General features: G+C 71.2%; 15 protein-coding genes. 11 read left to right on the top strand and 4 right to left on the bottom strand.

Annotated elements, in window-relative coordinates; translation table 11 throughout:
* Positions 1-7: 7 nt before the first annotated feature.
* Positions 8-1,027: a cell division protein ZapE gene (gene zapE / locus ACFSXZ_RS21840; RefSeq protein ID WP_378266965.1), complete on the bottom strand. Its 1,020-nt coding sequence runs from the start codon at positions 1,025-1,027 to the stop codon at positions 8-10.
* Between the two features lie 146 nt (positions 1,028-1,173).
* Between zapE and ACFSXZ_RS21835 the strand changes: the two genes are divergently transcribed.
* The 11 genes from ACFSXZ_RS21835 (at position 1,174) to ACFSXZ_RS21785 (ending at position 11,282) form a co-directional block, all read left to right on the top strand.
* Positions 1,174-1,920, top strand: coding sequence for a pyrimidine reductase family protein (locus ACFSXZ_RS21835; protein ID WP_378267009.1), 747 nt, complete (start codon positions 1,174-1,176; stop codon positions 1,918-1,920).
* Positions 1,921-1,973: 53 nt separating this feature from the next.
* Positions 1,974-3,545, top strand: coding sequence for an alpha/beta hydrolase (locus tag ACFSXZ_RS21830; protein WP_378266964.1), 1,572 nt, complete (start codon positions 1,974-1,976; stop codon positions 3,543-3,545).
* Positions 3,546-3,610: 65 nt separating this feature from the next.
* Positions 3,611-4,903 carry a glycosyltransferase 87 family protein gene (locus tag ACFSXZ_RS21825; protein WP_378266963.1) on the top strand — a complete coding sequence of 431 codons (1,293 nt, stop codon included), beginning with the start codon at positions 3,611-3,613 and terminating at the stop codon, positions 4,901-4,903.
* A 38-nt stretch (positions 4,904-4,941) separates the two neighbouring features.
* The gene (locus ACFSXZ_RS21820) at positions 4,942-5,862 is read left to right on the top strand and encodes an LLM class flavin-dependent oxidoreductase (RefSeq protein WP_378266962.1); all 921 of its coding nucleotides are present in this window, start codon (positions 4,942-4,944) and stop codon (positions 5,860-5,862) included.
* A gap of 107 nt (positions 5,863-5,969) precedes the next feature.
* A complete protein-coding gene (locus tag ACFSXZ_RS21815; protein ID WP_378266961.1) occupies positions 5,970-6,698 on the top strand; it encodes a TVP38/TMEM64 family protein in 729 nt (242 codons plus the stop codon).
* Positions 6,699-6,718: 20 nt separating this feature from the next.
* The gene (locus tag ACFSXZ_RS21810) at positions 6,719-8,329 is read left to right on the top strand and encodes a serine/threonine-protein kinase (RefSeq protein WP_378267008.1); all 1,611 of its coding nucleotides are present in this window, start codon (positions 6,719-6,721) and stop codon (positions 8,327-8,329) included.
* A gap of 44 nt (positions 8,330-8,373) precedes the next feature.
* Complete coding sequence (locus ACFSXZ_RS21805; protein ID WP_378266960.1) at positions 8,374-8,670, top strand: hypothetical protein; 297 nt, start codon at positions 8,374-8,376, stop codon at positions 8,668-8,670.
* A gap of 29 nt (positions 8,671-8,699) precedes the next feature.
* Positions 8,700-9,134 (top strand): peptide-methionine (R)-S-oxide reductase MsrB, encoded by a 435-nt coding sequence (msrB, locus tag ACFSXZ_RS21800; protein WP_378266959.1) that lies wholly within the window; start codon positions 8,700-8,702, stop codon positions 9,132-9,134.
* An 80-nt stretch (positions 9,135-9,214) separates the two neighbouring features.
* On the top strand, positions 9,215-10,048 hold the full coding sequence (locus ACFSXZ_RS21795; RefSeq protein ID WP_378266958.1) for a TIGR04222 domain-containing membrane protein: 834 nt from the start codon (positions 9,215-9,217) through the stop codon (positions 10,046-10,048).
* Positions 10,049-10,083: 35 nt separating this feature from the next.
* Entirely contained in the window at positions 10,084-10,890 is an 807-nt protein-coding gene (locus tag ACFSXZ_RS21790; protein ID WP_378267007.1) for a DUF692 domain-containing protein, read from the top strand.
* A complete protein-coding gene (locus ACFSXZ_RS21785) occupies positions 10,887-11,282 on the top strand; it encodes a hypothetical protein (RefSeq protein ID WP_378266957.1) in 396 nt (131 codons plus the stop codon). The genes ACFSXZ_RS21790 and ACFSXZ_RS21785 overlap by 4 nt, the downstream gene beginning before the upstream one ends.
* Positions 11,283-11,566: 284 nt before the next feature.
* On the opposite strand, the gene hemQ is transcribed toward ACFSXZ_RS21785, so the two are convergent.
* Genes hemQ through hemE form a run of 3 tightly spaced genes read right to left on the bottom strand, consistent with a single transcriptional unit; the run spans position 11,567 to position 14,775 of the window.
* Positions 11,567-12,259 (bottom strand): hydrogen peroxide-dependent heme synthase, encoded by a 693-nt coding sequence (hemQ, locus tag ACFSXZ_RS21780; protein WP_378266956.1) that lies wholly within the window; start codon positions 12,257-12,259, stop codon positions 11,567-11,569.
* A 51-nt stretch (positions 12,260-12,310) separates the two neighbouring features.
* The gene (hemG, locus tag ACFSXZ_RS21775; RefSeq protein WP_378266955.1) at positions 12,311-13,699 is read right to left on the bottom strand and encodes a protoporphyrinogen oxidase; all 1,389 of its coding nucleotides are present in this window, start codon (positions 13,697-13,699) and stop codon (positions 12,311-12,313) included.
* On the bottom strand, positions 13,699-14,775 hold the full coding sequence (gene hemE / locus ACFSXZ_RS21770; RefSeq protein ID WP_378266954.1) for a uroporphyrinogen decarboxylase: 1,077 nt from the start codon (positions 14,773-14,775) through the stop codon (positions 13,699-13,701). The genes hemG and hemE overlap by 1 nt, the downstream gene beginning before the upstream one ends.
* Positions 14,776-14,858: the final 83 nt, after the last annotated feature.

Genomic DNA, 14,858 nt, shown 5'->3' with positions numbered 1-14,858 from the left:
AGGGGTACTACGCAGGCACGGCTTCGCGGGCGAGGGCGGTCAGGCGGCTGACCGCGCGCAGGTACTTCTTCCGGTATCCGCCTTGGAGCATTTCGTCGGTGAACAGGCCGGACAACGGTTGCCCCGAGGTCAGCACCGGAACGGCGCGGTCGTAGAGGCGGTCGGCGAAGGCGACCAGCCGCAGCGCGACGTTCTGGTCCGGCGCCGGCCGCACATCGCGCAGGTGCACGAGCGACACGCCGTCGACAAGCCTGCCGTAGCGGGACGGGTGCAACCGCGCCAGATGCGCGCACAGCGCGCCGAAATCGTCCAAAGTGGACCCCGGATTCGCCTCCGCGGACGAGAGCAGGATGTCGTCGTCGACCGGCGGTGGCGCCTCCGGCAGGCCGCGGTGGCGGTAGTCGGGGCCATCCACGCGCACCACCGAAAACCGTTGTGCCAGCGAGGAGATCTCACGGAGGAAGTCGTCGGCGGCGAAACGGCCCTCGCCCAGTTTGCCGGGCAGCGTGTTGGACGTCGTCGCGACGCGGACACCGGCGCCGGTCAACTCGCGCAGCAGGCGGGTCACCAGCATCGTGTCGCCCGGGTCGTCGAGTTCGAACTCGTCGATGGCGAGCAGGCGGTGCCCGGACAGCCGCCGCACCGCCTCCGCGAAGCCCAGCGCACCGACCAGGTGGGTCAGTTCGACGAAGGTGCCGTACGCCTTCGGCCCGGGCGCCTCGTGCCACAGCGACGCGAGCAGGTGGGTCTTGCCGACACCGAACCCGCCGTCGAGGTACAGCCCAAGAGAACCCGCGGGCTCCTCCCCAGCCGCACCGAACAGGCGACGCAGGAGAGGCCTCTTCGGGGCCTGCGCCGGGATCCGCCCGGCGAAGGCCGAGCAGGCCGCGACCGCCGCCGCCTGGCTCGGTTCACCCGGATCGGGCACGTAGGTGGAGAACCGGACCGCGTCGAAACGCGGTGGCGGCACCAGCGCCGTGATCAGTTCCTCGGGCCCGATCTCCGGAAACCGGTCGGTGAGCTGCATAAAGGCGAATTTAGACGGCGCAGGGGGCCTCGGCCCGCGAGGTTGATCAGGCTCACTCCGGCCGGATTGAGCGGGCTCACGAACGGGCATCCCCGCTTCGACCTGCGCTTTACCTCCCGATCGACCCCATGCTGGGATGGACGACCATGCGGATGTTGTGGCCAACCCCACTCGACGAAGTGACCGACGAGGACCTGATGCGGATCTACGGCTACCCCCCGGAAATCGCCACGTCGTGGGTCCAGGTGAACTTCGTCTCATCCGCCGACGGAGCCGCCACTTTGGACGACCGTTCCGAGGCGCTGTCCCACCCCGCAGACAAGCGGATCTTCCTGCTCGGCCGCGACCTCGCCGACGTGGTCATGGTCGGGGCCGGAACGGTCCGCGCCGAGGGCTATCGCGGCGCGCGCACGACGTCGGAGCGCCGCGAGCGGCGCAAGAGCCTCGGGCTCTCGGAGATCCCGCCGATCGTGGTGGTCACCGCCACCGCCCGCCTCGACCCCGGATGCGCGCTGTTCACCGACACTTACGTGCCACCGATCATCGTCACCAGCGAGCACGCTCCCCGCGAGCGCCGCGACGCGCTGGCCGCCGCGGGCGGAGAGGTGCTCGTCGTCGGTGAGCGCATGGTCGACCTTCCGGCCGCGCTGACCGAGTTGTCCCGGCGGGGGCTCAAACGGGTCAACTGCGAAGGCGGCCCGCACCTGTTCGGCGAGCTGATCGCCGCGGACCTGGTCGACCAGCTGTGCCTGACCATGGCTCCGCTGCTGGCGGGCGGCGGCGCGGACCGGATCGCGGTGGGCCGGACGACGAGTGAATCGCGGCGCATGGAACTGGCGTCGATCCTGTACGAGGACGGGTTCTCCATGCTGCGGTACCGGAGGCCCTCCTGATCTCCCGGGCACCCGCTTACCCGCTGCTCACCCCGCCCGTGCGAAGGTTTGGAATGGTATGGGAACCGGGGAGGGGAAGCATCGTGCGCCGCGGTAAGGGGTTACTGCTGGCCCTGCTCGTGCCCGTCGTGCTCACCGGATGCACGGCGGGGCCCTCGCGGCGCCCGGCCGTGGTGGAGAACGACGCACGCTCCGCGCCCACCGCCGGCGTGCCCTCGACGGTGCCGCTGCCACCGCTGACCGAGCCGCGTTCCCCGTCGGTGCAGTGGTCCGACTGTGACACGCAGGTGCGTTCCCGGCTCGAGCCGCCCTCGGTGCCGGCTTCGGCGCTGTCCTTCACCTGCGCGACGGTCACCTCCGTGCTCGACTCACCCGACCTTCCCGGCCGCATCCCGACGCACGTCGCGCTGCTCAAGGCGGGCAGCGGCCCGATCCCGCTGCTGGTGCTCAACGACATCGAGGGCGAAAGCGGCACCCACTACGCCGCGCATCTCGCGGCGGCCCTGCCGCCCGCGCTGCTCTCCCGTTTCTCCCTGATCGGCGTGGACCGCCGGGGCACCGGCGACTCCGACGCGGTGGGCTGCGTGCCCCGGGACGTGCGCACCACGCTCCTGTCCCAGGACCCGGCCGCCGACGAAATCGACGAGGTACTCGACGCCGCCCGCCGGGCAGGCCAGCAGTGCGCCATCGACCTGGGCAACAGCCAGCTCGCCATCGACAGCTGGCGCGCCGCGGGCGACCTCGAGCAGATCCGCGTCCAGCTCGGGGTCCCCAAGCTGAACGCGATCGCGCACGGCGAAGCCTCGCACGTGCTCACCTCCTACGCCGCGCGCTACCCGGGGCGCTTCGGCCGGGTCGTGCTCGACGGCATCCCCGACCCGTCCCCGGACCCGGCCACCGCGCTCGCCGACCTCACCGCCGCCCGTCAGTCCACTTTGGACGCTTTCGGCCGGGACTGCGCGGACCGGCGCTGCGGGCTGGGCGACGCGACCGCCGCGGTGACCACGCTCCTCGACCGGCTGCGCGCGGATCAGCCCATGCTCGGTGACGGCACCGCCTTCAGCCCCGGCCTGGCCCTCGACGCGATCACGGTCGGGCTGGCGAACCCGGCGCGCTGGCCCGAACTCGCCACCGCGATCCAGGCCGCGGGAGGCGGGAACCCGGCGCCCCTCGCGGCCTTCGTCGATCCCATGCTCCACGGTTCGCAAGCGGCCCCGCCCCGGCTCGACGGCGCGCTGGCCACCGAGTGCAACGACAGTTCGGCCCGCCTGTCCGCCAACCAGATCACCGCGCTCGGCACCCGGCTGCGGCAGCAGTCCGCCCTCTTCGGCGCGGCGGCGACCGAGCGGCTCACCTGGTGTCTTCCGTGGCCGGGACGCACCACCCCACTGCCGCCACCGGGCGTCGCGGGCCTGCCCCCGATCCTCGTCACCGCCACCGCGTCCGACCCCGTGACGCCCGAGCCCGGCACCACCCGTGCCGCCGCGCAGATGCCCAGCGCGGTCCGGATCTCCTGGCAGGGCAGCGGGCACGCCGCGTTCACGTCACCGTGCGTCGGGGAGGCGGTGAGGGCTTTCCTCGCCGACGGGAAGGTGCCCGCCGATGGCACGCTCTGCCCCGCTTAGGGACGGCTATGCCCGATCGTTACCCTAGGCGTTCGTCCCAGCCGCCGAGCCCAAGGGGAATCACCGTGTCGTCATCCGCCGTCGAGGCACCGGCCGACCTGCCGGCACCCTCGCCGCCGGAACGCAGGCCCCTGCCCTGGCCGGTGTTCTGGGCCGGCCTGGTGCTCGGCGCGCTCGCGGGCGGAGTGTACGTGCGTCAGGTGCTCGCCGACCTCGGCGGCATGATGCATCTGCTGGACCTCAGCGTGTACCGGATCGCCGGGACACGCATCCTCGACGGTGTCTCGGTCTACGACACCCCGCTGGCAGGCCACACCCGCGGTGAGTGGGAGTTCGTCTACGCGCCGTTCGCGGCCCTGATGTTCGTGCCGCTGGCCAAGTTGCAGGGCACCCCGTTCACCTACACCGGCGCGCTCGGGAACTTCGCGCTGCTGGCGCTGGGCGCCTGGGCCGCGCTGTCCATGCTCGGCTATCGCCGCGACCTCCGGCTCGCCGTGTTCAGCCTGCCGCTGGCCGGCATCCTGCTGTGGATCGAGCCGATCCGGCAGACCATGGCGTTCGGGCAGGTCAACATCCTGTTGATGTCGATCGTGCTGGTCGATCTCGCCCTGCCGGACCGCACGTGGGCCAAGGGCGTGCTCACCGGGATCGCCGCGGGCATCAAGCTGACCCCCGCCTTCTTCGTGCTGTACCTGATCTTCACCCGGCGTTACCGCGCCGCCGCCGTGGCGGTGGGCTCGTTCGCCGCCACCGTGCTGATCGGTTTCCTCGCGGTGCCCCACGACTCGGCGACGTTCTGGTCGGGCGCCTTCGCCGACCCGACCAGGGTCGGCGTTCCGGAGAATCCGAGCAACGAGTCGCTGCGGGGCCTGTTCGCCCGCACCATCGGCCTCGCGGGCGGCGCGCAACTGCTGTGGCTGGCCTCGGCCGCCGTGGTCGCGCTGGCTTGCCTGCTGCTGGCGCGGTACCTGTCGTTCTCGGGACAGGAACTGCTCGCCGTCGTGCTGTGCGGCCTGGCCACCACCGCCGTCTCGCCGTACAGCTGGGTGCATCACTGGGTGTGGCTCGGCCCGCTGATCATCTACCTGCTGCACGCCAGTCTCGGCAAGCGTGCGGTCGGCGCGTGGATCGCGCTCGTGCTGAGTTTCGCGATCGCCTCGGGCGGAGTGCTGAAGCTGTTCGGCTTCGAGGAAAACAGCATCCTCGGCTATCCGTCGTTCGATCACTTCGGCGTGGTGTACCACAACGCCTACATTTGGCTCACCGTCGTGATGCTCGTGGTGATCGCGGTCGGCCTGTTCGCCCGGCGCCGGCACACCGAGCACACGGAAGGCATGGAGGACGTCCGACCGGCCTAGGTTTCCGCACGTCAAAGCCCGCCGGTTAGGGTTCGCGCATGCGATTCGCGATCTCCCTCCCCCAGTTCTTCGAAGACGGCGCCTTCGACCCGGCCGGCTTCGCCGGCTTCGTGCACCGGGCGGAGGAGCTCGGCTACCACAGCGGGTGGACGCAGGAACAGGTACTCGGTCCGGGCGCGAACCTCGGGCCCATCGAGCTGATGACCTACGCCGCCGCGTGCAGCGAACGGCTCCGTCTCGGGTGCGCGGTGTTCGTCAGCCCGCTGCACAACCCGGTTCATTTCGCCAAGAACCTCGCCACGCTGGACCAGTTGAGCCGCGGCCGTCTCGAAGTGGGCATCGGCACCGGCGGCCGGGGCCGCATGTTCTCCGCCTTCTCGGTCGATCCCGACCGCCTGGTCGGCCGCTTCACCGAGGGCCTCAACCTGATGAAGGAACTGTGGACCAGCCCACGGGTCACCTTCGACGGACAGTTCTGGCAGCTCGAAGACGCGATCATGGAGCCGAAGCCCGCCCAGAAGCCGTATCCGCCGGTGTGGTTCGGCGGCAGGCACCCGGCGGCGCTGCGGCGCGCGGTCCGGCACGGGGACGGCTTCTTCGGCGCCGGGTCGAGCACCACCGCAGACTTCGCCGAACAGGTCGGGATCGTCCGCGAGGAACTCGCCGCCACGGGACGCGAGCCGGGGAGTTTCCGGCTCGCCAAGCGGGTTTACGTCGCCGTGGACGATGACGCCGCGCGCGCAGCCGAGCTGGCGGTGGCGGGCCTGTCGGTGATCTACGGCGATCGCGGCGGCCGCGACCGGCAGTCGGCGGCCGTGTTCGGCACGCCCGGGAACTGCGTGCGCGGGGTGCGCGAAGTCGCCGAGGCGGGCGCCGAACTGATCCTGTTCACGCCGCTGACCGACCCGGCCGCGCAGATGGAACGGCTGGCCGCCGAGGTCATGCCGCACCTCTCCTGACCCGCAGGGCGGCGGGAAAGCGCTTTCCGGACACTCGCGGTGTTCTCCCCGGAGTCTTCCCCGAAGCCGGTCACGGCCGCGGAATCCCGCTGTCCTACGGTGGTCACATGTCCCGCCGCACCAAGCTGATCGTCGCGCTCGCGCTGCTCGCGGCCGCGATCGTGGCGGCCACGGTACTGCCGTTGCCCGGTCCCGCCGGGCTGCGCGACTGGGCGGCGGGCCGGGGCGCGTCCGCCGCGCTGCTCTTCTTCGCGGCGTACGCGGTGGTCACCGTGGCGCCGGTGCCGAGGACGGTGTTCAACCTGGCGGCCGGCCTGCTTTTCGGCGATCTGGCGGGGGTGGGCGTCGCGATCAGCGCGACCGCAGTGTCCGGGATGCTGGGTTTCGGGCTGGCCAGGCTGCTCGGCCGGGACCTGGTCTCCCGCCATCTGCAGCGCGGCTCGGTGCGCTCGGTGGACGAACGGCTGGCGGGCGGTGGTGTGCTCGCGGTGACCTCGCTGCGGCTGATCCCGGTCGTGCCGTTCGCGCCGTTGAGCTACTGCTGCGGGATCCTGTCGGTCCGTCCGCTGCCCTACGCCGCCGGCACCGTGCTGGGCAGCCTGCCCGGCACGATCGCGGTGGTCGTACTGGGCGACGCGCTCACCGGCGGCACGCCGCCGGCCCTGCTCGCGTGTTACGCCGGATTCGCGCTGGTAGGAGCGCTGGGAATGATCAAGGTCGTACGGGGGGCAGCTTACGACAGCCGCACGAACCAGCCCGCTACACTCGGTGCGGTGCGCGAGGAAGTCGTTCGCGCTCAGGGAAGCCAAGAAGCGCGGGTAGTTTCCGAGGAGTAGTCGCCATCGACACCGGTCAGCTGATCGCAGGGCACTATCGCCTCGTTGAGCACATCGGCAGCGGCGCCATGGGCGTCGTGTGGCGGGCGGTCGACGAACGCCTGGAACGCTCGGTCGCGGTCAAGCAGATCCTCGCCCAGCCCGGCATGTCGGAGACCGAGCGCAACAACATGCGCCAGCGGGCGATGCGCGAGGCCAAGAACGCGGCCCGGTTCCAGCACCCCAACGCCATCGTCGTGTTCGACATCGCCGAGCACAGCGGGGACCCATGCCTGGTCATGGAATACCTGCCCTCGCGCAGCCTGTCGGCCGTGCTCGCCGAGCAGACCACGCTGCCGCTGGCGCAGGTCGCCAAGATCGGCTCGCAGGTCGCCTCGGCGCTGGTCGCCGCGCACCGGGCCGGCATCGTGCACCGGGACATCAAGCCGGCCAACATCCTCATCGACGAGGCAGGCACCGCCAAGATCACCGACTTCGGCATCTCCCGCGCGGCCGGTGACCTGACCCTGACCCAGACCGGGCTGATCGGCGGCACCCCCGCCTACCTCGCGCCCGAACTGGCCCGCGGCTCCGACCCCTCGCCCGCGTCCGACGTGTTCTCCCTCGGCGCGACCCTGTACCACGCGCTGGAGGGCCAGCCGCCCTACGGCAACAGCACCAACCAGCTCGCCCTGCTCTACACCGCGGCGAACGGCCAGGTCATCCCGCCCCGCCAGTCCGGCAAGGCGACCGCGTTGCTGATGAACCTGCTCCGGATCGAACCCGACGAGCGGCCGAGCATGATCGAGGCGCGGGACAAGCTCGCGGCGCTGGCCGCCGCACCCGAATCCGCTTCGCCGGCCGCCCCGTCCCCCACCCTGGTCGCTCCGCCGACGCCGCCCCCCGGCCGTCCCGCCGCCGGTGTCGCCGGTAACCCGATGCCCGCCGGGCAGGTCGGTCAGGGGGACCGGCCACCGTGGCAGCGGGTGAACCAGCCCGTCGGCGGGAACGCCCCGAGTTTCGCCGGGATGCCGCCACAACAGCCCCGGTTGCAGAACCCGACCGCCGCCTACCATCCGACGTCGCGGCCGCCCGTGCGGCCGCAGCAGTCCTCGTCGCCCCTCAAGAACAAGGGCGTCCTGATCGGCTCGATCGCCGCGGGCGTCGTGGTGATCGCCACCGTGGTGTTCCTGATCCTCAACTCGAAGGGGAACGACCACAACGGCACCCCGCAGCCCGGTCAGGGCGGTACCAGCACGTCGCAGGCCTCTCGTCCCTCGTCCGGCCCCTCGTCGCCGGCCGCCGCCCTGGGCGGAACTCCCAGCACCGGAAAGGTCAACATCCAGGACGCGGCCAACCTGGTGGTCGGTTTCCTCGATCCCCTCACTTCCTCCGGCGGCAGCAGCGAAGGCTGGAACAAGCTCACCCCCGCCGCGCAGCAGATTTACGGCAGCCAAGACGCCTTCATCACCTACTGGTCCCAGCACCGCATCACCGGCTACCGCAATGTTTCCGCCGACCAGGGTGCGAACTCCGACGGTTCGGTGGAGCTCTACACGACCATCGACGGGGCGGGCCGGCCACACTGGCGAGTCGTCAACACCGGCGAGGGTCTCAAGATCGACGCCAACACCAAGGCCTTCGGCGGCTGACCGTGGTCCGCGCCACGGTTACGGGCGTGGGTTACCGTGGGGACATGGCCGAAACCGACCCGGCCCGCCATCACCGCTTCGACGAGGATCTGATCGGGCTCGATCCGGCCGATCCCGAGGCGCGGGCCTTCGCCGAGCACCTGGACCGGATGGAGCGCTGCGGTCCAGCCTTCACCGTCGAGGCTTCGCTCGAAGGGGTCGCCGACTTCGCGGACTCCAGCCACCGCGCGACCGGTCTGCGCTGGTGGCTCGCCGCGTTGATAGCGACGCTGATCGTGTTCGGGGTCGTCGTCAGCTCCTGGGACATCATCACCCGCGCCGTCCAGTGGCTCCTCCCTTGAGAGAGGCCCGGCAGGCGTAGATTCGAGGTATGGAACCTCGTACCGATTCCAGCCCGCAGTCCAGCCCGCGCGTGGTGAAGTCCGAAGCGGAATGGCGGGAGAGCCTCACGCCGGAGGAGTACGCGGTGCTTCGTCAGGCGGGCACGGAGCGCGCTTTCACCGGCGAGTACACCGACACCAAGACCCAGGGCGTGTACGAGTGCCGTGCCTGCGGCGCCGAACTGTTCCGCAGCGACACCAAGTTCGAAAGCCACTGCGGCTGGCCGTCCTTCTACGACCCCGCCGACACCGACGCCGTCATCCTGCGCCAGGACCGCAGTCTCGGCATGGTGCGCACCGAGGTTCTGTGCGCCACCTGCCACAGCCACCTCGGGCACGTCTTCGAAGGCGAGGGCTACGGCACGCCGACCGACCAGCGCTACTGCATCAACTCGATCTCGCTCCGGTTGGTGCCCGCCGAATAGCGGGGCACACCCGGCGACGATAAGGCCCGTTTGCCGCCCTTCGCGGCGTCGAACGGGATTTCGCCGTTACGCTGGCTCGCGTGAACGAGCCTTGGGGGATTTCGGGTCCCGGCTTCATCCTGCTCTATCTGGTGTTGCTCGCGGTGCCGGTACTGTTTCTCGCCGTCGCCGTCACGGTGCTCCGGTTCCGTGGTGGGGGCACGGCGGGCCCGCTGCCCGGCGCCGCGCACGCCGCCTACCTGGCCGGCGGGGCCGACCGCGTCACCGACGCCACGATCGCCACGCTGGTCGAGCGGGAAAGCCTGCGCGTCAACACCGGCGGCAAGCTCACCGTCATCGGCCGGCGGCCGTCCGACGGGCTGGAAAGCGCGGTCTGGGGCCGGGTCAAGAACGATCCGCGCCGCCGGATCGCCCGGCTGCGGGACGATTTCCGCGATCACCCCGCCATCAACAGGCTCGCGGCGGACCTCACCGAGCGCGGGCTGCTCGTCCCCCGGCGGTCGCTGACCAAGGTCTGGCAGATCACCCTCACCCTCTACGGGCTCGTGTTCCTGACCGGGCTGGCCCGCTGGATCAACGGCACACGACTGGACCGTCCGGTGGGCGGTTTGACGGTCCTGCTCGTGGTCACGGTGATGCTACTCGTGGTCGTCTACCGGGCCCGGGGATGGGTCGAGCGGCGCCCCACCGTCACGGGCTCCAAGGCGCTGGCTGGCGCCCGGGGAACGGCTCTGCTGGCCGGTGCCGCGGGCGCCGTCGCCCTGGGCGGCCTGAGCAGTTATCCCGATGCCGCGATCGGCGCCGCTTTCGCGGCCGGTTCCGGTGGCGGAAGCAGCGGCGGCGGCTTCGACGGCGGGAGCAGCGGTTGCGGCGGCGGTGGCGGATGCGGCGGTGGCGGAGGCTGTGGTGGTTGACCGCTGGGTGGTTGAACGCTGGGTGGTTGAACGCTGTGGTGGCTGATGCCGGATCCCTGGGCGTCGGGATCGGCTGGCGCCCGGAACTCGACCTGTCCATCGCGCGCCTTCCCGGGGTGGACTGGGTCGAGGTGATCGCCGAAAACCTCGACCCCGGCGCGCTGCCGGAATCCTTGCTGGACCTGAAAAATCGCGGCCTTCCGGTGCTTCCCCACGCGGTTTCGCTCTCGCTGGGCGGCGCCGAACCGGTGGACACGCGCCGCGCCGAGCACCTCGCCCGGGTCACCGCCGCACTTGGTGCGCCGCTCGCCAGCGACCATGTGTGCTTCGTCCGCGCGGGCGGGCTGGACTCGGGACACCTGCTCCCGGTGCCCCGCACCCGCGAAGCGCTGGATGTGCTGGTGGACAACGTGAAGGTGGTCCAGTCGATCGTCGGTGTCCCGTTCGCGCTGGAGAACATCGCCGCGCTCTTCGCCTGGCCCGGCGCGGAACTCGGTGAAGGCGAGTTCCTGCGCGAACTGACCGAGCGCACCGGATGCCTGCTCATCGTCGACGTGGCCAACCTCTACGCCAACGCGCGCAACCTGGGCGCCGATCCCGGAGCCTTTCTCGACGAGGTGCCGTTGGACCGGATCGCCTACGTGCACGTGGCCGGTGGCGTGGAACGGGATGGCGTCTATCACGACACCCACGCCCACCCTGTCAGGCCCGAAGTGCTCGACCTGCTCGGCGAGTTGCGGAAACGGACCGAGCCGCCCGGCGTTCTGCTCGAACGCGACGACGACTACCCCGCCGACAGTGAACTCGCCGCCGAACTGGCGGCGATCCGGGCCCGGCTGTGACTCCGGAAAGCCCCGGGAACCCTGGGAATCCTCGCGAACGGCTCGCGGCCCGGCAGGCCGAGTTGCTGCGGGCGCTGCTCGCGGGCGGGCCACCGCCCCCGGGCTTCGATTCCGCGCGCCTGGCGGTCGAATCCACGGTGTTGCGGGCGAAGCGCCGTGGCATCGTCGCCCGGCTCCGGCCGGATGTGCCGGCGGCGCTGGGCGAGTCGTTCGGGCCCCTGTTCGACGAGTACGCGGCGGAGAACCCGCGCGCCGAGGGCGTCCGAGCGCGGCAGGACGCCGACATGTTCGCGGACTGGCTGGTGGCTCACGGAAAACACGCCGGCTTCAGCCCACGCCGGAAACCGCTTTCCCGGCTGCTCTCCCCACTGCGCCGGATCGCTTCGCGGTAGGTGCGGAAGTCCCGATCCTGGCTCAAGTCACACCCATCGCCTTGCGGGCAGTAGCGATCTTCAGAATCAGGCGATGAGGATTTCCCTTGACGGGCACAAAGTCGTGCTTCCGGTAGAACGCCGCGGCACTATCGTCGATAGCGTCGACCACGATCAGACGCCGGACGATATCTCGGCCGCTCCGACCATCCTGCTGATCGCGTCGACGAGAAGCTGTGTGCCCAGCCCCTTACCGCGTAGCTTGACGTCGAGGGCCAGCCGAGCCAGGAGATCGCCAGGAGCGGCTACGGGAGATTCGTGACGAGTTCGGCGGGAGCGATCCGGGTGCCGGTGTAGAACGGGATCTCCACGCGGACGTGCCGACGCGCCTCGGTCGCCCGCAGATGCCGCATGAGGTCGACGATCCGGTGCAGTTCGTCGGCTTCGAAGGCGAGGATCCACTCGTAGTCGCCGAGCGCGAACGAGGCCACCGTGTTCGCCCGCACGTCTGGGTAGTCCCTGGCCTCCTTGCCGTGGTCGGCGAGCATCTTGCGGCGCTCGTCGTCGGGGAGCAGGTACCAGTCGTAGGAGCGGACGAACGGGTAGACGCAGACGTACTTGCGCGCCGGTTCCCCGGCCAGGAACGCCGGGACATGGCTCTTGTTGAACTCGGCAGGCCGATGCAGCGCGAACTGGCTCCACACCGGCGTCGACACCCGGCCGAGCGGCGTGCGCCGGAACCCGGTGTAGGCGGCCTGCACGGCTTCGGCCTCGGACGCGTGCCACCAGATCATGAAGTCCGCGTCGGCCCGCAACCCGGCGAGGTCGTACACGCCCCGGACGACGACGCCCTTGTTCTCCAAGGCATCCAGGTACCCCTCGGTCTCACTGGCGGCGGCGCCCCGGTCGTCGGGCAGCCTTCCCTGCTCCACCTTGAACACCGACCAGGCGGTGTAGCGGACGGTGTCGTTGAGCTCGTTGTAGTTCAGGCGTGCCATGTCTCCATCATGGCACTCGGCCGGCGGGCACCGAACCCGGATCGGGCACGCTCAGGGTGCGATACCCGCCACGATCGCCTCCGCGGCGGCCGTGGCGGTGCCGATGCACGCGGGAACGCCGACACCGTGCAACGCGGCCCCGGCGATCGCCAGGCCCGGCAGTCCGGACACGGCACGCTCGGCGCGCTCGACGAGGCCGAGGTGGCCCACGCCGTACTGCGGCAGCCCACCGCCCCAGCGGGTCACCACGACGTCCACCGGAGCCGCCGTGATGCCGGTCAACTCGGCGAGGTCGGCGCGTACCAGGCGGACCAGTTCGGTGTCGTCCGCGCGCAGCGCGCCCGGTTCGCGGAACCGCCCGACCGACCCGCGCACGAAGACCGGCCCACCGGCGAAATGCGCCCACTTGCGGCTGGAGAAGGTGAACGCCTTCGCGGCGAAGGGTGTGCCGTCACGGTGCCGTTCCCCCGCTGAGATCAGCACGCCCGACGCGTCGGGCAACTCGGTGCCGGGCGGCAGCGCGAGCGCGACCACCGCCATCGAAGCCAGTTCGATGCGGCTCAGCGCCTCCGACGCTTCGGGCACGACGCCGTCGAGGAGCCTGCGCGCCGCCGGGGCGGGAACGGCGAGGATCACGGCGTCCGCGTCGAGCGTTTCGCCATGCCCGGTTTCCAGTGTCCAGCCGGTCTCCCGCCGCCTCAGCGCCACCACCCGGGTCTCCAGCCGGAGATCGGGCTTCGCGAGTTCGGCGAGCCTGTCGACGAGGGTGCCGAGGCCGCCGGTCAGCGTCCCGAAAACCGGGGTGCCCGGGGAGCCCTTGGCAGGCGCGGGCAGCAGCGAGGCCGCCGCGACCGTCAGCGAACCGGCGCCGCCCTCGATCGCCGAGGCCAGCGCGGGCAGGGTCGCCCGCAACCCGAGGCCGTCCGCGCCCCCGGCGTAGACGCCGCCGAGCAGCGGGTCCACCAGCCGGTCCACCAGTTCGTCGCCGAACCGGGAACGCAACAGGCCGCCCAGCGCGACGTCCTCCTCGCCGAGCGAGACCGGTGGCAGCCCAGGTTCGGCCGCGACCATTTCCCGTCCCCGCTCGGACAGCACGCCGGCCACCGCGTCGGCCGAACCAGGAACGCCCATCATGGTGCCGCCGGGCAACGGCACGCGCCGCCCGCCCGCGCACACCGTGGACCGCGCCGGAGTGGGGTGAACCACTTCGTCCGCGAGCCCGGTTTCGCGGATCAGCTCGAGCGCCTCCGGCCTGCGCGAGAGGAAGGCTTCGGCACCGACGTCGAACCGCACCCCCGCGACCTCGGCCGTCCGGAGCTTCCCGCCGAGCACGCCGTCCGCTTCGAGCACGGTGATGGTCGCGGTGTCGCCGAGCCGGGTGCGCAGGCGGTAGGCGGCGGTCAGGCCGGACACGCCCCCTCCGACCACGGCGACGCGCATCAGGGCTCCAGCCGGTGCACCAGGTCGACCACGCGGGTCAGCACGTCCGGGTCGGTGCCCGGGGGCACCCCGTGGCCGAGGTTGAACACGTGCCCGGCGGCCGCGCGTCCCTCTTCGGCGATCCGCCGGACCTCGGCCTCGATCACCGGCCAGGAAGCGTGCAGCAGCGCCGGGTCCAGGTTGCCCTGGACCGCGGGCGGCGCCTGGCCCTCGGCGGTCAGCCTGCGCACCGCCTCGTCGAGCGGGATCCGCCAGTCCACACCGACGACGTCCGCGCCCGCCTCCCGCATGGCGGGCAGCAGTTCACCGGTGCCGACACCGAAGTGGATGCGGGGCACGCCGTAGTCGGCGACACCGCCGAGCACCGCCGCCGAATGCGGCAGCACGAACTCGCGGTACTCGCGCGGCGACAGCGCCCCCGCCCAGGAGTCGAAGAGCTGCACGGCGTCCACGCCCGCGTCCAGTTGCGCGCGCAGGAAGTTCAGCGCGATCTCGGCCAGCCGCCCGGCCAGTTCGTGCCAGAGCCGGGGCTCGGAGTGCATAAGGGCCTTGGTGTGCTCGAAAGTACGGCTGGGTCCGCCTTCGATGAGGTAGGAGGCCAGGGTGAAGGGCGCGCCGGCGAACCCGATCAGCGGCGTCTCGCCGAGCCGTTCCACCAGCAACCGCACGCCCTGGGCGACCTGCTCCACCTGGCCCGGTTCGAGCCGGGGCAACGCCGTGACGTCGTCGGCGGAGCGCACCGGAGCCGCGGCGACCGGCCCCTTGCCCGGCACGATGTCGATGTCGACGCCCGCGGCGTAGAGCGGGACCACGATGTCGCTGAACAGGATCGCCGCGTCGACACCGTGGCGGCGGACCGGCTGGATGGTGATCTCGGCGAGCATCTCGGGGTCGAAACACGCCTTGAGCATCGGCACGCCTTCCCGGAGCGCGCGGTACTCGGGCAGCGAACGACCGGCCTGGCGCATGAACCACACCGGCAGACGAGCCGGCCTGCCGCCGCGGGCGGCGACCAGGAAGGGCGCGCCCGGCAGGTCGCGGGCGGTAGACCCAGGAGTGGACCCGGTAGTAGACATCGCCCATATCGTCCCACGACCACGTGACACGCTTCGCTCGGTGTGTCTACCCGGGGTAGCACCCGTCGCGTCTTACAGTCGGT

This window comes from Amycolatopsis pigmentata, from assembly GCF_042684065.1.
Lineage (GTDB): Bacteria > Actinomycetota > Actinomycetes > Mycobacteriales > Pseudonocardiaceae > Amycolatopsis_E > Amycolatopsis_E pigmentata.
Note: the sequence above shows the minus strand (reverse complement) of the source record. Positions and strands in the feature narration are given on the sequence as shown.